Annotated in this window: 14 protein-coding genes and 5 pseudogenes; 5 read left to right on the top strand and 14 right to left on the bottom strand. The window is 64.2% G+C overall.

Features of this window, described 5'->3' with window-relative positions; translation table 11 throughout:
• Nucleotides 1-163: 163 nt before the first annotated feature.
• From MSM1_RS08175 to MSM1_RS08165, 3 genes are all read left to right on the top strand, one after another.
• The gene (locus MSM1_RS08175; RefSeq protein WP_307857346.1) at nucleotides 164-1,699 is read left to right on the top strand and encodes a DUF1800 domain-containing protein; all 1,536 of its coding nucleotides are present in this window, start codon (nucleotides 164-166) and stop codon (nucleotides 1,697-1,699) included.
• Between the two features lie 42 nt (nucleotides 1,700-1,741).
• A complete protein-coding gene (locus MSM1_RS22675) occupies nucleotides 1,742-2,905 on the top strand; it encodes a DUF1501 domain-containing protein (protein ID WP_213440987.1) in 1,164 nt (387 codons plus the stop codon).
• A 65-nt stretch (nucleotides 2,906-2,970) separates the two neighbouring features.
• Nucleotides 2,971-3,888: an NHL repeat-containing protein gene (locus MSM1_RS08165; RefSeq protein ID WP_213440986.1), complete on the top strand. Its 918-nt coding sequence runs from the start codon at nucleotides 2,971-2,973 to the stop codon at nucleotides 3,886-3,888.
• A 336-nt stretch (nucleotides 3,889-4,224) separates the two neighbouring features.
• Here MSM1_RS08165 and MSM1_RS08160 read toward each other — a convergent pair whose 3' ends face one another.
• The 4 genes and pseudogenes from MSM1_RS08160 to MSM1_RS22910 all read right to left on the bottom strand — a co-directional run.
• Entirely contained in the window at nucleotides 4,225-4,629 is a 405-nt protein-coding gene (locus tag MSM1_RS08160; RefSeq protein WP_213440985.1) for a hypothetical protein, read from the bottom strand.
• A 20-nt stretch (nucleotides 4,630-4,649) separates the two neighbouring features.
• Nucleotides 4,650-4,856: pseudogene (locus MSM1_RS08155) on the bottom strand (transposase); the annotation flags it as partial.
• Between the two features lie 37 nt (nucleotides 4,857-4,893).
• Nucleotides 4,894-5,340, bottom strand: a complete 447-nt coding sequence (locus tag MSM1_RS08150) for a transposase (RefSeq protein ID WP_213440984.1) — start codon at nucleotides 5,338-5,340, stop codon at nucleotides 4,894-4,896.
• A 4-nt stretch (nucleotides 5,341-5,344) separates the two neighbouring features.
• Nucleotides 5,345-5,605, bottom strand: a pseudogene (locus tag MSM1_RS22910) (transposase); the annotation flags it as partial.
• A 6-nt stretch (nucleotides 5,606-5,611) separates the two neighbouring features.
• Between MSM1_RS22910 and MSM1_RS08145 the strand changes: the two are divergent.
• The gene (locus MSM1_RS08145) at nucleotides 5,612-5,806 is read left to right on the top strand and encodes a hypothetical protein (RefSeq protein ID WP_213440983.1); all 195 of its coding nucleotides are present in this window, start codon (nucleotides 5,612-5,614) and stop codon (nucleotides 5,804-5,806) included.
• Here the strand turns inward: MSM1_RS08145 and MSM1_RS22905 are convergent.
• From MSM1_RS22905 to MSM1_RS08110, 7 genes and pseudogenes are all read right to left on the bottom strand, one after another.
• Nucleotides 5,803-5,925: pseudogene (locus tag MSM1_RS22905) on the bottom strand (hypothetical protein); the annotation flags it as partial. The gene MSM1_RS08145 and the pseudogene MSM1_RS22905 sit on opposite strands and share 4 nt — an antisense overlap.
• Before the next feature lie 310 nt (nucleotides 5,926-6,235).
• Nucleotides 6,236-7,233, bottom strand: a pseudogene (locus MSM1_RS08135) (transposase); the annotation flags it as partial.
• Nucleotides 7,234-7,720: 487 nt separating this feature from the next.
• Nucleotides 7,721-9,427 (bottom strand): PPE family protein, encoded by a 1,707-nt coding sequence (locus MSM1_RS08130; protein ID WP_213440980.1) that lies wholly within the window; start codon nucleotides 9,425-9,427, stop codon nucleotides 7,721-7,723.
• Nucleotides 9,424-9,594 (bottom strand): hypothetical protein, encoded by a 171-nt coding sequence (locus MSM1_RS22900; protein ID WP_213440979.1) that lies wholly within the window; start codon nucleotides 9,592-9,594, stop codon nucleotides 9,424-9,426. The genes MSM1_RS08130 and MSM1_RS22900 overlap by 4 nt, the downstream gene beginning before the upstream one ends.
• A gap of 237 nt (nucleotides 9,595-9,831) precedes the next feature.
• Nucleotides 9,832-9,972 carry a hypothetical protein gene (locus MSM1_RS08120; protein WP_213440978.1) on the bottom strand — a complete coding sequence of 47 codons (141 nt, stop codon included), beginning with the start codon at nucleotides 9,970-9,972 and terminating at the stop codon, nucleotides 9,832-9,834.
• A 204-nt stretch (nucleotides 9,973-10,176) separates the two neighbouring features.
• Nucleotides 10,177-11,379 carry a cupin domain-containing protein gene (locus MSM1_RS08115; RefSeq protein ID WP_213440977.1) on the bottom strand — a complete coding sequence of 401 codons (1,203 nt, stop codon included), beginning with the start codon at nucleotides 11,377-11,379 and terminating at the stop codon, nucleotides 10,177-10,179.
• A gap of 137 nt (nucleotides 11,380-11,516) precedes the next feature.
• Nucleotides 11,517-12,512 carry an aspartyl/asparaginyl beta-hydroxylase domain-containing protein gene (locus MSM1_RS08110; protein WP_213440976.1) on the bottom strand — a complete coding sequence of 332 codons (996 nt, stop codon included), beginning with the start codon at nucleotides 12,510-12,512 and terminating at the stop codon, nucleotides 11,517-11,519.
• Between the two features lie 806 nt (nucleotides 12,513-13,318).
• Here MSM1_RS08110 and MSM1_RS08105 point away from each other — a divergent pair.
• Nucleotides 13,319-14,497, top strand: a complete 1,179-nt coding sequence (locus MSM1_RS08105) for a JmjC domain-containing protein (RefSeq protein WP_213441584.1) — start codon at nucleotides 13,319-13,321, stop codon at nucleotides 14,495-14,497.
• A 73-nt stretch (nucleotides 14,498-14,570) separates the two neighbouring features.
• Here MSM1_RS08105 and MSM1_RS08100 read toward each other — a convergent pair whose 3' ends face one another.
• The 3 genes and pseudogenes from MSM1_RS08100 to MSM1_RS21660 all read right to left on the bottom strand — a co-directional run.
• Nucleotides 14,571-16,148: a PPE family protein gene (locus MSM1_RS08100; RefSeq protein ID WP_213440975.1), complete on the bottom strand. Its 1,578-nt coding sequence runs from the start codon at nucleotides 16,146-16,148 to the stop codon at nucleotides 14,571-14,573.
• Nucleotides 16,145-16,312, bottom strand: a complete 168-nt coding sequence (locus tag MSM1_RS08095) for a hypothetical protein (protein WP_213440974.1) — start codon at nucleotides 16,310-16,312, stop codon at nucleotides 16,145-16,147. Before MSM1_RS08095 ends, MSM1_RS08100 begins: the two co-directional genes overlap by 4 nt.
• Before the next feature lie 153 nt (nucleotides 16,313-16,465).
• A pseudogene (locus tag MSM1_RS21660) lies at nucleotides 16,466-16,585 on the bottom strand (IS110 family transposase); the annotation flags it as partial.
• Nucleotides 16,586-16,828 lie beyond the last annotated feature (243 nt).

The raw sequence follows: 16,828 nt of genomic DNA, 5'->3' as shown, positions 1-16,828 counted from the left end.
ACGTGCCTGCAGTTCGGGGCCATCGATCACATCAGAAACCACGCCAACACCACCACCCTGGTAGCACAGCGGGCTGACACGAGGCCACTGGCTGCCCACCAGGGGTCACTGCGTCACCGCTGGTGTTCTCGGACTTCCTGCGAACCACTTGCATGCGGATTCTATGCAAATTACAGTCCTTGGTGAGTCCTTGGTGCGACTTTGTCGCCCGGCACCCGAGTGTCTGGATCGTTGTGAGCGGTCCATCTCCATCAAGGGAGAGGCGGAACCGATGAGGCCACCAGTCCTGGCGAATCCGGAACGGGCAGTAGATAACCCAACTGGTGACCGCGAAGAGATGGCTCATCTGCTCCGCAGGGCGGGTTTCGGTGCGTCGGCCGATGAGCTGGACTGCTATCTGGCCGCAGGCTACGCAGAGACTGTCGAAGCCTTGTTGACCCCGCGGCAGGAAACCGCGACTTACGGCTGCTATGAAGACCAAGACCTGGTGGATCGGTACTTCACGGCCTCGGTGGGTGCGCGTAGCCCGGAGCATGCGTGGCCACAGTGGATGTGGCGGCTCCTCACGACGACCCAGCCCCTGCAGGAAAAGATGGCTCTGTTCTGGCATGGATTGTTTGCCACCGGACCCAAATACCCCGTGCCTTGCTCGGCGCTGCTCGACCAGATCGAGATGTTTCGCCACCGCGGCATGGGCAGCTTCGAAGAGCTGCTGCGTTGCGTGTCGCGCGATCCCGCGATGCTCTTCTGGCTGGACAATCCTTCCAACCACAAGGACACCCCCAACGAGAACTACGCGCGCGAGCTATTGGAGCTGTTCACGATGGGGGTGGGTAATTACACCGAGGCCGACGTAAAGGCGGCAGCCCGCGCCTTTACCGGCTGGGGCGTGACTCCTATGATGCCGCAGTTCTTCCTCGGCACCTTCCCTGGCTCGTTTGTCTATGACGATTCTGACCACGACAGCGGGGACAAAACCTTTTTGGGCCATGCCGGCGCCTTCAACGGCGACGACGTGATTGCCATCATCGTCAGGCAGCCAGCGACTGCTCGCTTTATCTGCGAGCGGCTCTACCGTTTCTTCGTCGCCGACGAACCCGATGAGTCAGGTCGAGCCGCGATCGCCAAGCTGGCCGTCGTCTTCAAGGACACCGCCGGTGATTTGCGCAGTGTACTGCGAGCCATTTTCATGTCGGATCACTTCCGGTCTGAGCAGGTGCGGTATCGCAAGGTCAAGAGCCCCGTAGAGCTGATGGTGGGTACGGCTCGGCTGACCGGCCGGTGGGCGCTGCCCACCAATGATGTCGCTGAACTGGCAAGAAACGCGCATTTCATGGGCCAGTCCCTGCTCAATCCTCCATCGGTGGAGGGTTGGCACGAGGGTGAGGAGTGGATCGACAGCGCCGGGTTGATCGAGCGGATCAACTGCGCCAGCGCCGAGATCGCTCGTCCCGAGGCGCCCGGGGTAGCTCGCATCCTGGAGCGGGTCGTCGACGCCGCCCGCCGCGAGTCCTTCTCTTTGCTAGACGCCTGTCTGGAGGCCATGGGCTCCCTGCGGCTCTCGGCGGGGACACGACGGGTTTTGGCTGACCGCTTGACCGGCTCGCCGTTGCTCCCCGACAACCCGGAAGCTGTGCGGGAGCACACGCTGGAATTGCTGCGGGTAATTGTGTCAACACCCGACTACCAGTACTGCTGAGAGGCAAACAGACACCGGATCTTCGGGAAGGGGATGAAGGTGGTGACCCATGAGGTTATGGCACCCCCGGAGCCGACGCGGCTTGTGGTCGTGCAGCTCTCGGGTGGAAACGACTACCTGAACACGGTGGTTCCCTATACTGATGGCCGCTACTACGATTTCCGGCCCCACGTGGCGCTTAGGGACGAGGCCGTCTTGCCAATCGATGAGCGGGTCGGTTTCAGTTCCGCAATGGCGCCGATCGCGCGCCTCTATGAGCAAGGGAAAGTAGCCGTAATCATGGGAATCGGCTACCCCAACCACAGCCGCTCGCATTTCCGGTCGATGGACATCTGGCACACGGCCGAGCCCGACGAGGTGAGGCTGGAGGGTTGGTTGGCCAAGGTAGCCTCTTTGCTCGACCCGGGGCACACGAACCCTGTGCTGGCCGTCAACTTCGGGCGTGGCCTGCCCAGGGCACTGTCGCTGTCGGGGGTTCCAGTGGCGTCGGTGGGCAGTTTAGATAAGTACGGCCTTTTCCCGGACCTCGCACCAGGGGACAAGCGTGACCGGCTGTTGGGGGTTATGGAGCGGGTTTACTCTAGCGGCCCGGAGTCCAGCGCGGCGTGGGGATCGGCTCGCTTGCTCGAAACCGGGCGGTCCGCCCAGCAGGGGATCGAGATGCTGCAGGGCGCCGCCGCGGCCTATCGCTCGAGCGTCGAGTACCCCGAGTTCAACCAGCTCGCAGCGGATCTTCGGGGCGTGGCAACGGTGATGGCAGGAAACCTGGGAACCCGGATTTTCTACACGAGCTTCGGCAGCTTCGACACCCACACCAACGAGTTGGTATCCCACGCGCGGCTGTGGGAAAAGGTCTCGGCAGCCCTCGACTGCTTCCTCACCGACCTGGACAACCATGGGCTGCGGTCCGACACGCTGATCCTGGTTTTCTCGGAGTTCGGTAGGCGAGTAGCTGAAAACAACGCCGGGACTGACCACGGTGCCGGCGGCGTCGCCTTCCTCATCGGTAACCAAGTCGCCGGTGGGCTTTACGGCGAATATCCAAACCTGGCACCGGACGCTCAAGACGACGGAGATGTGCGGCCCAGCACGGACTTTCGCGCTGTGTATGCGTCTGTCCTCGAGCAGTTCCTCGATGTGGACCCCAAAGACGTGCTAGGCCGCGGCGCACGCTTCGATCAACTTCCCCTCAAGGCGTCAGCGTGAGCACCGTTGGGTTGGCCGAGGCCATTAGGACGCGACCGCGCTGTCGCGCCATCGGGGTGAATCGTATGAGCGGACAGGGGTTTCAGCATCCGGTCGATGTGGCGTTCGGCAGCGAGGGCGTGGTTTACGTCCTTAGCAGGTCCAGCGCCTGGAAGGACAAAAACCCGCGAATAACGGTGACTTCCCTGGACGAGCAGTTTTTGGGTGAGATCGGGAGCTTCGGCACCGACCCCGGATGCTTTTCGGCACCCACGGCCCTGGCCACCGATCAGGCAGGGCGAATCTATGTCGCCGACGAAGACCTCCATCAGGTCACGGTCTTCTCCCCTGAGGGAAACTACCTAATGCGGTGGGGAGTGCACGGTTCTGGTCCTGGGCAGCTCGACCGGCCCTCTGGGCTGCGCGTAGACAGCGCTGGCTGTCTATGGGTCAGCGACGCGCTGAACGCCCGAGTGCAGCGTTTCACGCTGGATGGTGCTTTCGTATCCGGCTTTGGTCGTTTTGGCGCCGAGCCGGCCCAGCTCAACATGCCCTGGGGACTCGCGGTTGGTCCCGACGGTGATATTTGGGTTGCTGATTGGCGCAACGACCGCGTGCAGCGCTTCAGTCCGGAGGGTCACCTGCGGGCAAGCTATGGTGAAGGCCTCCTGAGCCGCCCTTCGGGAGTGGCCGTGGACGCGGCCGGGAGGCTGTGTGTGTCCGACTGGGGGCATGACTGCGTCCAGTTGTTCGACGAGCACGGCCACCACACGGCTACCCTGGCCGGTGATGCCACACTGTCTCGGTGGGCGCAGCAGTGGTTGGACATGTACCCGGAAATCGCCGACCGACGCCAGGAAGCCCGCCGCGACGAGGAAGAACGGCACTTCTATCGTCCCGTTGGCATGGTGATTGGGCCGGAAGGTCAGCTGCTGGTTGCGGACGCGGGCCGTCACCGTATCCAAATCTATGAGCACCTGTTCGAAGCCATCGACCAGTTGTGACGCACCTTGCCCAACTGCCTCAGCTGAGGGTGTGGCTCGTAGATGAGCTAGTGCCAACTTCACCACATATTGCACATGCTTAACGACACCCATTGACCGCCGCGATGCCTAACCTCTTAGGAGTGGCGTCCAGGGAAGTGGTGTCTCTCTGTGTCCAGTTCGGGTCGTAGCGTGGCCGTTGGTGGGCTCGGGAAGTGACTTTTCCAAAGAGCCCGTCTTGGGGTTTGTGCCGGCCGCGCGTGATGATGTAGCCGCCCGTATGTCCTCGCGAGCTCACCCCGGGGCGAGCTGCGTCGGCTACGAGCTGGTCGTAGACGGCGTCTGAGAGTCAGCGTTTTAAGGCGCTGATTCCCCACAGCTTGGTGAGGGTGGTCCCGGAGGCGTCGACGGCGGTTTGGATATCCGCGCGGCCTTGGCGATCCTGCGGTCGAGGTGAGGTATCTCGCTGATGAGGTCTGTGGCCAGCGCACGTAGCGGTTGACCGGCGCCATCGCGGGGGTTAACGCTGCACAGCAACGCGGCGGCACGTTTGGCGGTCAGCTGCTGGTCGGCGCCGCCGGCGATCAGGTTGGTCAGCACGACGTGACGCCGGTTGGCGGTCTGGGTGCGGGTCTTAACCAGATCATCGCGGTGCTCAACGAGAGCACGCAACACCCTTGTGGCGGCGTTGATCTCGGCAGTGTTGAGCCTGGCTGATGTCGGCCAAGCCGGCTGGAGTGGTGTATGAGTTCGCTCGATCACGTGATCCTTCGTGGTGCAGTTTAGGCCGTCAGGGCGGGCTGGTCGGTGTTGGCTGGTTGGTCTGCTCCAGCGAGTGCGGCGGGAGCGTGGGCGAGCACATCGAGGCCCAGATAGCGGCGACCTTCGATCCGTTCGTCGTGCTGTTCAGCTAACACAGCCCCGACGATGCGGATGATCGATTGGCGGTCAGGGAAGATACCCCCGACATCGGTTCTGCGCCGTAGCTCGCCGATTGGATCTCCTGACGTTTCCGTGGGTGGGTTTTCATGCTGCTGGGCCGGGTAGTGCGGGGCACAGGCCGCCGCGGGTGAGCATGGCCATGCCGATCAAAGCATCTGAGCTGTGAAACCCGTACGCACGCTTGGTCAATGCCCGTAGATGAGTGTTCGTGGCCTCGGAGCGAGCATTCGACAAGCCATGATCGAGGGTATTTAGGATCAGGTGGCGGTAGCGGTCGATGGTGGCCGCGAGCTTGATGAACTCGGGGATGTGGGAGTGCTTGGCCCACGACAGCCACCCGGCGAGCAGCCCGCGTGCGTCGTCGCCTTTGACCCCAAACACCTCGCGAAGTTGCTCTTTGAGCAGATACGCCCGATACAGAGTCTTGTTGGTGGTTTGGATGGCCACCAGGCTGGTGCGCTGCTCGCTCGCCGAACAGGTCGGCGGGGTTCTTACGCACGGCCCACATGGCGTGGCGATCCCGGCTCCCACTCCGGGCCATGGTACGCACCCGGACCTTGTAGAGGGCCTTCATCGACCACATCACGACGTGGAACGGATCGAGGCAGATCACAGCCTGCGGGGCGCTATCGGCGATGACGGTGTGGATCGACTCGGCGCCATCACAGCTCACGTGGGTCAACGCCGCGGCCCGCTCGGCGCCCAGCTCCTCGCAGAACCGGGGCAGGGTGTCTTTGTTGCGGCCTTGGGCAGCCCACACCAATCGGCCTGTAGTATGGTCGATTACGCAGATCAAACACCGGTGGCCTTTACGGTAGGCGATCTCATCGATGCCGATCCTGGTAAGCCCGACCAGCAGGTCGTTGGTGTCGCGGCCATCAGCGACGACCCGGGCCACGATCGCATCGATAGTGCGCCAGGCCACCGGCAAAAACGCTGCCACCAGCTGATCGCGGCGTGCGTGGGCAGCCACGCGCGGGTGTCCCCGAACACCTAGGTGTGCTTGGCTCCCGGACGTGCCCACGGCACATGGGCGACCACCCCGTGCTCGGGGCATCGCACCCGCGGCGCTACGGCCTGCAGATAAGGCTTGGTGGCGCCCACGTCCAATGTTCGCCAACGCCGAGTGCCGTCCCAGCGTCATAGCCTGAGCAGCGCTTCAGGCACCGTGAACACCGACTCGCCTGTGCTGCCTTGGGCCGGACCGAACACACCAGCACCTCGCCAGTCACCGGCTGTTTTCCCCGCGACGTCTCAGTCACGATCGCCACGTCCTGGCCTTCGAGAGCCGTCGCGAATACCCTGAATTTGCGCAACGCCGTACCTCCATGCTCGTCTTGAACCTTTATGCAGTCGAAAACGTAAGCAGGACATGGCGTTGCGCCCCAAATCCCGGGTTATCGACCCACCGTAACGTCACAAGAGCCTCGCGATTGAGGCGCTCCTGGGGATTGTTCGACCAAATCTGGCGCCAGATCTGCGTGGGAAACGCGGTGAAGGCCAGCAAGTCCGCGCGGGCGGCGTCTAGATGCTCGGCTATGTTGGGCAGCTCGTCAGATAGTGCATCGACCACCCGATCATATTGAGCAACAACAGAGTGCGCGTCGGGTTGGTCGAAGACCGAGTGCAGCAAGGTGCGCACCCACTGCCACGAGGATTTCGGTGTGCGGGCCATCAGGTTATCCGCTAACCGGCACCGCTTCCATGAAGAGCCTGTTAATGGTTGAGCCACAGCTGATTTCATTCCCACGTAGGCGTCGGAGATGACCAGAGGCACTCCGGTCAGGCCGCGTGCCTTGAGCGAGGAAAAAAGCTCGCGCCAGAACTCGCTGGACTCGCTGTCGCCGACTGCGGTGCCCAACACCTCGCGGGTGCCGTCGATGGACAGCCCAGTGGCCACCACCAGGGCCCGGGAGACCACCCGCGCCCCAACACGGAGCGTGCCAAAGGTGGCTGTCGCAGAACACGTACGGAAACTGCGTGTGGACAAGGTTGCGGGTGCGAAACGCCTCGACCTCGCTATCCAGGCCGGCGCAGATCCGCATGCACGTGGGCCTCCATGATCACCGCGTGCAACGCCTTGCCGATGCGGCGGCCGCTGCAGCAGGGAGGGGGAGGACGACCTGGAGCGCGGCTTGGGGATCTGCACCTCGACATCGTCGCTCGTGGTCGACACCCTCTTGGGACGGTGCCTGTTACGGGGGCGCCGCGTCCGTCGGTGCGCTCGTAGCGGCCAGCGCCGATCACCCCAGTGGCCTCGGTCTCGATCGGCGCCTGCAGACCGGCGCGGATCAGCTCGGCGAACACCGCCCCGGAATCAGCGGACTTCAACGCGTCGAGCTGGGCGAGCACGGCAGAATGATCCTGGCTCTTCGCAGCACCAGAGCCGTTTACGCCAGCGCACCACGACCGGCCTGCCGCCAAGCGACAGGTCACGCACCCACACCGGGCGGCGATTCTTGGCGCGTGCCAGCGCGCCGCAGCCGAGGCGGGGCAGCACCCGGTCAATGATCCTCACTAGCAACTCCAACTAACCGCGGCATCGGCGGCAGCCAGCACGCGAAACCCGCCCGGCCCGAATAACGCCGCAACAACCGGACCACTACCATCTGCTGGCAACCTGGCAACCTGGGCTCCTAGACAATCCTTGTGATTGTGGTTGTGATCACGGAGTGTTCGAGTCCCAGGCCCACTATCAGCTCGTTTGCGAGTTCGCGGCGTGTCGCCTGGTCTCCCCGCCCCCCGGTTCGCGAAAAAGAGCCCGATATCCACCGGCGTGTTGGGCGTGGTGATCGTGGCCGCGCCTCCACGAACCATCCGTGCGCAGCCCGTAGCACCGCCGATTCCGTGCCATGAAATGCCCGCGCCGAGAGCGCCTCCTGCGCTGTTCAGCGTGTTAAGCGTTGCGGTGCTAGCTGCGCTCTCCCCCTTCCTCTGCCAGGCCGGGCTCCTCGTTCTGCCAGGTGTTAGGCAGCATCGGCATCCTCGGGCCGCCGCCGAACTCATCACCGGCCAGCGTCGCCAACCCGGCCGCCTCGGCGGCCGTCTGCTTGTGCACCGTGCCGGCAAACCCCAGCGGCCCGGCACCCTGATCGGAGGCCTCCGCCGCCGCAACGGGCTGCTCCCCCGGCTGGCCCCAGTCCGGGTCGACCTCGATATTCATGTCCATGAACTCATCCCCATACCCCCGTAGCTTCGCCCGCCGGCGCCGCCGTGCCCGCGCCTGCTCCCGTGTGGCAGCCGCGGCTGCGGCAGCGGTATCGGGTTGCGGTGCTTTCCTTTTCGCGCTGGAGCTGGCGCTTGCACTCATCCCTGAACCCAACCCGATTCCGGGAGGGCCGACCATGTAGGGAGGGGCAAAGCCCACTCCTCCCGCTGCCGGCGGAGGTGACGGCGGCGCAGAACTGGCGACAGTGCTCGCCGCGGGCGCGGTCGTGGGGATTGGGGCCGCCGCCGGTGCCGCGAGGGGCGCGGCGAGGGTCGGGGCCAGCGCGGCGGCCGGCAACACAGCGGGCGCCACGGCGTTGGGTGCCAGCTCCGGCACCACCGCGGGCATCGCGGCAGGCTGAATTGCGGCGGCCAGCCCCGCGAAGCCGCCCACGCCCCCGAAGGGGGCAACCCCCGCGGCGGCCAAGGTCTCCGGCACCTCCGGGGCAGTGATGATTACCTCCTCGATGTGAAGAGGAATGTCGAATAGCTCCCAGCTGAAGAAGTACTGAAAAGCCTCTACCGGATTGCGCACCAGATATGTGAAGAACTGCTGGACGTCCTCAAAAAGTTCGAGTGCTCGAACAACCCAGAACATCGGCGTGGAGGCGTTCCAGTAGGAGTCGTAGGTGAACCCGTTAACGGTGCCCGCGGCGGGGTTCCAATTGATCCCGAAGTTCTGCAGGAGACTCGCGAGCCAGTTGTCGAAGAAGTAGTCGAGCTTCGGGTCATGTGCAACTATGGAGTTTCCGATACCGAACTCGTTCAAGAAGCTCTGGAGCCACTGCGGGATCCCCAGCGGGTTGTCACCGGACAGTGGGAGGGGATTGGGCGAGGGGCCGGATGAGGGGTCGGCCCGGGTTTGCGGGTCGGATTTCTGGATCGTCGGCGCCGGATCGGTCTGCGGCGTCGCCGCCATCGCCGTGGTGGACACCGCTTGGTAGGTGCTCATCGTGGTGGCGGCCTGGATCCACATCCGCGCGTAGTCGGCCTCGTTGAGTGCGATCGGAATCGTGTTGATCCCAAAGAAATTCGTCGCCACCAACACCGCGTGAGTCGCGTGGTTGGCGGCAAGCTCGGCCAGCGTCGGCATGGCCGCCACTGCGCTCGTGTAGGCAGCGGCCGCGGTCTCAAGCTGGGCGGCCGTCGCGGCACTGTTGACGCTGGCCTGCGTCAGCCACGCCAGATACGGCACGTTCGCGGCCACATACGACTCCGCGGCCGGCCCCTCCCACGTCCCGGCCTGCACCGACGCCAACACTGCGCCGAGTTCTTCGGCCACCGACGTGTATTCGGCACTCAGCGAGTTCCATGCCCCCGCCGCCGCCAGCAGCGGCCCCGGTCCCGGGCCGCTGCTCAGCAGCGCCGAATGCACCTCGGGCGGAAAAGCCATCCAGATGGGAGCCGTCATAGCCCGGCGGGCAGTTGGGGCGACGCCGCGGCGGCATCGCGAGCGGCGTCGCTCGCGCGCCTGATCAACCGAACCGCTCCCGCATGCGCAGCTGCCAGGCGCGCGGTCAACGCTGCGACGGCCGCACCGGCACCGGCGGGGCTCGCGGGGACGACGTGCAACGTCATGGGTACAACTCCTCGGCACCGCATTAGCCCTGATCAAGATGAAAATGGTTTTCATTAATATGAATACCACACGGTTGCGGGCTCGCAAACCCCCACGGCCATATTTCTGGCGGGTAAGCTCACCTAGCTTTCAGTCCTGACGGCGACCACCGTGGCAGGGTCGAAACTCCTCGTAGCTACGGCCGCTACACCTTGGTGGCCTCTCCGTCAAATCGATTGCGGGCCAGGCCCACCGCGCTACGCCGGTGATGCGAGCGCACGATAGACCGACTCGGCGAAGCGCCGGGCGGCCTGCCGTATCGCGTCGGTCACCGGACGCCGACCCGGGTCATCGCCGGCAAAGACCCGCCCTGCGGGATCCTTGGCATAGAAGTGCATAGAAATGGGACTCCTCGATCATGCGCCGGATTGCCGCCGGATCGGTTTCGAGCCCGAGATGCGGGGCCACGCGCTGCCAAACCGCGGCGGGCAGAGACGCAGAGGCGCCCCGCGCCGCGAACGGTGAAAGATGATGCCCGCGGCTCGAGCGAGGACTCCATCACCAACCGGTCGCGCCCCGGGGGGCATAGCGCCGCGGCCGTATCAGTCATCGGGCAGCCGGACAAGGAATCCGCTCACGATCAGGGTTCGGGCCAGCTCTATCTGCTGCTCCACGCGCAGCCCCGGCAGCTCGCACACCCGAAACGGCTGGGTACTGTCCGAGAGGAACACCATTGCGGCGTGATGGTCGAGACCGGCGTTTATGGCCAATTGCGCAAAATGGAGGGCCACACCGCCAGCATCCGCCGTCACCCGCGAATACAGCGGCTGGTACTTCCTGACCAGGGTTTGTCCGTCGATGCCGGCCGCGTCGGAGATCTGCCCGATCGGTGGGCATCGGCCGCGGTGGACCAGGACATCCCCCAACTCGCCGAGACCTTCAGCGATGACGCTTGGCTCTTCAAGGGCTCTGACGATGTCGTGCACGAGGTCGCTCACGCTCGCGCGTACGTCCGCGTCATCGAGATGCCGCGGCGGCAGCTGGGTGTGGACGCGGTCATCTTGGAAGCTCAGCGAATAAAGCGCCCGGGTGACGAGCCTGAGCACGGTGGGCGCGTGGACGCCGACGGTCAAGTGGACGGATGGCTGCAAGGTTGTCTCGGCCGCATGAACTTTCCCGCGTGGCAGATAAAGCACGTCACCAGCCTCCAGGCACAGGTCGGTCGGCGGCGGGAGCCGGGCGTGATCAACCGGCACCTGGCGGCGCATCTCGTGCGGTGGTACCTCGGCGCCGTTGTACAAATGCCAGATCTTGGATCCCTGGATCTGCAGGATCAGCACGTCGTGCTCGTCGTAGTGGGGAACGAAGCCTTGTGATTGGGGTGGCGTGATGTAGGCATTGACCTTTGTCGGGAAATTCAGCTCAACCTCGATGGCGTGTGACAGGCAGGCTATGGCGCGTACGTACTGCTCGACACTGTCCAGGACGATTGTGTAGCCATCGGCGAAATCGTTGCGGACGCGGACAAGGTCGAGAGTGCCATCGGCAAGCCGGAAGGTGTCCGAGCCCTTTTTCTCGTTTCCTCTTACCAGGCCCACCGCCAACGGCTCGCGCCGATACAACTCCAAGAGCTGCTCAATCGCCGACGATCCGCGCAGGATACCGTCGAAGTAGCCCGCACGGCCTCGCTTGACGTGGCAGTGCGTCGCCCCCCAAATGTCGTCGAGGAAAGCCGCCACCGGCACAGGGTGAAGCAACCAAGCTAGCGAAAACTCCACACTGGCACCCGAGACGCGTTGCTGCATCAGCCGTGCTCTCCGCTTCTCCTGCCTCGTCGGCCTCGTCCGGATTGCAAGTGCCCGCACCATTGGCATCGTCGGGTCCCCGCAGGTCACAGTGGTGTGGGCCAGCAACCGCCGACACCCACCTTCACGTCGGAGCTTCAGCGCTCGAAGGAACCTGCCGTCTCGAAGATGCCGTCAAGAGCCGAGCCGTCTATAGAGCATCGCATGATCTGCTCCAGAAACTCGAGCTCCTCGGGTAGCAGTTCCGGATGCGGCAGATCCAGGATGAACACGACCCGGCGCCGGTCAGACTGCTGAAAGACCTCGTGCTCGTATGAGTCGTCGATTTTGATGCATCGGTCCTGCTTCCAGGCGATCAGCTGGTCGTGGATACGGAAGTGGACGTCGCGCTCGGGCACTTCGATGCCAAGGTGGTAACGCATGCGCGTATTTAATTGCGAGGTGTGTCGCGGCACATGCGTTTTCGGGTTCATGATCGAAAAGAACGCCATGCAGCCGATCCTGCCGGTGCCGGCGAGGCTGCCGAGGAACTCCGCGATCCTTGGACACCTGCGCGCGTTATCGACCTGCAGCTTCCCCAACCCATCGTAGAAAGGGAAAACCGTCCAGTTGCGGCCGTCTGTCAGGCCACTTCTTTTGTCCCGTGTGTCGACTTGGTACAGCTTCGGGTCGATACCGCCGAATTCGTCTCGAAACAGGGCGGCGTTCCGCTCAAGGAGTTCGCAGATCTCGTCAGAAGGCCACACCGCGTGACTCGTTAGGTGGGAGCAAAACAGGGCGGGAATCTCGTTGTCCCAGCGGTCACCGCGCGGGACCTCCTCGCGGCCGATAGGGCCGTGCGCGAGGCCGCCAGGCGTGATGTGAGAGCGAACACGCCGACGGGAGAGCCACAGGTTGTCCAAGAGGTGCTGTAGACGCGCATTGTCTCGGTGCCGCCACAGCAGCGCCAACAGCGCGACACTTCTCAGCTGGGCGGCCTGGTAACACTCCGAGGCGTCGCCGCGCCGCACTTCCGTGCGGGTGGCCAGTGAACGCTTCCAATCGTCCGGAATTCCCCGGCCGCTCTGGGTTGCCGCCTGGATCGTGGTTGCTCCGGATTCGGAGCTGGCGAAGCTCCATTGCTGTTCAGTCAAGGTTTTCCCCATGTCATCTGGCCGTGCCTAGCCGCACTACTTGTGTATACCAAACAGTTGCGCCACTCAAGGTTCTCATGCTGCGTGGCACTGCGGCAGAGTCCGGGGAAGAACCGCGACCTGGGGAACTGGCCGAGCGTTTAGGGAATCGGTGAGATACGTTGCACGACAAGCGTGGATAAGGTTCCTGCCCTGCGCAGGATAATGAAGAAACTTATCGACGGCCCACCATGCCGGCGGGGAGGCAGTTTCTAAGTGAAAAGTAGTGCAGTGGTTTACCGGGTGAAAGTGTCGGCGGACGGCCGGGGCGCCGTGGTGCACACCGGGGTGGGTATGTTGCGCGAGCCGGCCGACCTGACCGGACTGTCGACGCAAGGCGGCAAACGTGTTCGCGCCAGTGGGCTTGGCGACCACACTGTGGCGGCGGTTGATGAACACGTCGACGCCGCTCACCCGTGGGCGGTCCAGACGACGGCGCAGCGAGGCTCACGGCCTGCACGTGCACGTCGCCTTCCATGTGAGCATGAGAAAGCGGGCCTTTGGCGGCAGGCGTTGCAGGTGGTGGACACCAGCGGCATCGGAGCAGGCCCGCCTTCGTCGGCGGAGCCACTGGGGTAAGGAGATTCGATGCGCGTCAGTGGGGAATTTCAGTGGGGGCGATCAGGGTTGCGCAATTGGAAGGCTGGGCCATGCCTGAATAACCTGGGTGTCGTTGACTCGTGATGGGTTCACTGCGATGCTGACAACGCTAAGTCGCTGTGCGCAACCGGTGGCCCCCTGACGTCGTCACTGAATTTTGAGGAGGGATCATCGTCGGGCTCTCGTTAGCATGGCTGCTTCAACCTGTCACGGTGCAGACCTTTCTCGACGAGATATGGGGTGTGGCGCCCTATCATGTCAAGCGACGCTGCGCGGGCTACTTCGATGGCCTTCTGCGCTCGCCATCCGCGGCCGAAGAACTCTTGGGGAATGTTCAGTCAGACCCATCGACCATGCGGCTGGTGCGCGGACAGGAGAAAAAGGACGGTGACACCTACCGACGTGCTGATGGCAGTCTCGATCTTGTCCGCGTCCGTACCGACTTTGCCGCCGGTTACACGATCGTCCTGGATAGGGTCGAGCAGTACGTGCGCGCGATTGCCTTGTTGTCGCACGCCATCGAGGTTGAGCTGAACTTCCCGACACAGGTCAACGCATACGTCACGCCACCTGACTCACAAGGCTTCCTCCCCCACTACGATCAGCACGACGTGCTGGTGTTGCAGATCCAAGGATCCAAGATCTGGCATCTGTACGGCGATGTGGTAGCACCACATGTGGTGCGGCGCTACGACAAGGTGGTCACCGCCAACCTCCCGGCGCCGACCGACCTGCTGCTGGAAGCCGGCGACGTGCTCTACCTGCCACGCGGCCAGGTTCATTCGGCTGAAACGAGTTCAGAGCCGTCCGTACACCTGACTCTGGGAATTCGCGCGCCCACCGTGCTCACGCTGGTAACCCACATGCTCTACCTGTTGAGTGTGCGGGATGACCGCGTGCACACCCGCCTGCCACCGCGGCATCTCGAGGACGCCGACGCCAGGGCGAGCCTTGACGTTCTGGTGCACGGCATGGCCAAAATGCTCGAGGATCCGAACGTGATCGCGGAAGGCTGCGGCGCCATGGCGGAGATCCTGGCCCGGCGCGGCCGATGCCCACCGGTTGGACAGATCTCCAACGCCGCCGGAATCGATGAGCGCACCCTGGTGGTGAAGTACCAGCCGCTCTTTTCGCGGGTGGTGGCTCTACCCGGCGGTGTTGCCCTGCAGTTTGCCCAATTGTCGATAACCGCCAGTCCCGACCACCACGCCGCGATGCTGTTCGTATCCAGTGCTACCAAGCCCTTTCGGATTGGCGATCTACCCGGGCTAAGCGCAAAGCAGCAGACCGAGCTGGCCCGAAAACTGATCGCAAGCGGATTCCTGATTCGCCTGCCTGACGACTGACACCGACGGCCGGATGCGTAGCGCGAGACACTGGCTAAACGTCTCAAGCCAACGTCGGATGTGCTTCGTGCTATCAGCGGTTATCGCCGTGTTTCGGCCCGCCGTCGAGCTGCCAGGTGCCTGGCATCAACGGCATCGTCGGGCCGCCGCTGAACTCGTCGCCGGCCAGGGTGGCCAGACCGGCAGCCTGTCCGGCCGTCTCCGTTCCTGCCGTGCCAGCGAAGCCCAGCGGACCGGCGCCCTGGTCGGAGGCCGCCGTTGACGCCAGGTGCTGCTCGTCGAGCGGCGGTGTGCCCCACTCGGGGTCAACCACGACATCCATGTCCATATACCCATCACCGTGCCCGCGCACCCCCGCCCGCCGGTGCCGGCGAGTTCGCGCCTGCTTCCGCGCGGCCGCCGGGGCTGCCGCCGCGGCGACATCGGGCTCTAGCGCCTTCCTTTTAGCGCTGGCGCTGGCGCTCGCACTCGCAAAGTCGAACCCGATTCCAGGAGGGCCCACCGCGTAGGGGGGCACAAAACCCGCCCCGGTCGCGGCCGGCATCGGTGTCGGTGCGGTGCCCGCAAGGGCGCTAGCGGAAGCGGGCGCGGGTGTGGACACCGGGCCCGGGGCGGGCGCGAGCGTTGGCGCCGGGCCCGAGGCGGGGGCGGCGGCCACCGCCTGGAGAGTCGGGCCCGTCCCGGCGGCCGGCAGCACCTCGGGCGCGGCCGGCGCAGCGGGCAGGGGCGCCTCCACGGCGGTCGGGGCAGGATCACCCGCGGCCAGCGCCGCCACACCCGCGACGCTGGCTAAGGAACCGATGGGGGTGATCGCACCGGCGGAGGTCGGGAGAATGGCCTGGCCGAGTGGGAAGAACACCTCGTCGCCGTCGTAGAACAGATAAAGCGGGTTTTCCAGCAGCGACAACGGATCGGTCAAGAGTCGACGGATGGCGTGCGTCATGATGTAGCTGACCGGATGGTCCAGGAAGTTAAATATGTTGTCGATCCCGAACTCGTCGATGATTTGGTCCGACAGTCCTAGCTTGTGCAGTAGGTCAGACAGCAGGTCGCCCAGACCCGTTGACGGCCCGGTTTGGGTGGCCTGAGCCTGCGCCGCAGGGGGATCGGAGTTCTTCTGGATCTGCGGCGCCGGATCGGTTTGCGGTGTCGACGCCACCGCTGTGGTGGCGACCGCGTGATAGGTGCTCATCGTGGTGGCGGCCTGAACCCACATCCGCGCGTAGTCAGCCTCGTTGAGTGCAATCGGAATCGTGTTGATTCCGAAGAAATTCGTCGCCACTAGCACAGCGTGGGTGGCGTGGTTGGCGGCCAGCTCGGCCAGCGTCGGCATGCTCGCCAACGCGGCTGTGTAGGCGCCGGCCACGGTTTCATGCTGGGCGGCCGTAGCGGCGCTGTCGGCGCTGATCTGCATCAGCCACGCCAGGTACGGCACATTTGCGGCCACATACGACTCCGCGCTCGGTCCCTGCCACACGCCGGTCTGCACCGCCCCCAACAAAGCACTGAGTTCGTTTGCCGTGGATGCATATTCGGCACTAAGCGAGTTCCATGCTGCCGCCGCCTCCAGCAAGGAACCGGGTCCCGGACCGCTGCTCAACGACGCCGAATGAACCTCGGGCGGAAAGGCCATCCAGATCGGCATGGTCATCGTGAGCCCCCTGCGCTCATCAGTGACATCGGGTCCACCGCGAGCGGCACCATCGCTGTGATCAACGAGACCACCCCGGTGTCCTCGGTCGCTAACCGGGCAGTCACGGCTTGGAAACCCCCGCCGGTAGCGACCAGACCCTCGCAAGCGACCCGCAATGTCACCAGACACTCCTCCGGTGGGCAAAAAGGCCGTGCGCCAAGCATGAGGCTTAGCTCTTCGACCTCTCCTCCCCTTACTCCATCCCTCGACCCCACTAACATAGACTAGGCTATCCTAAGTTAGCAGGTGCGTACCTGATATTCGCGGGTTGGTTGGGTCAACCGACGTTCGAATACCTCACCGGTATCCCCATCCAACGCGCACCCGACCGCCGACCGCGCGCGCACATCCAAACCAACACTCGTGCGCTGAACCTTCACTGGGGCCTCCCACATCTTGTGGCTCTACCGGCCAGGACCCGTTTCTTGTCGGCAACCCACGTTCACATGTGAGTTCCCTATCCCTTCCGGGGGACGCCTTGCGGGCGTGAAAATGGGGTCGGGTCGCCTGCCGACGCCGATGTTTCCTTGGGCGTGTGAGCCCGCATGTGAGTTTGGTGCCGGGGCCCGACCTGGAAGGGTCACGCACTGTTGCTTCGAGCACGCCGGTCAGAATTTCGGTTCCCTTGACCGAGGCCC

It is taken from the genome of Mycobacterium sp. SM1 (assembly GCF_018361265.1).
GTDB lineage: Bacteria > Actinomycetota > Actinomycetes > Mycobacteriales > Mycobacteriaceae > Mycobacterium.
Note: the sequence above shows the minus strand (reverse complement) of the source record. Positions and strands in the feature narration are given on the sequence as shown.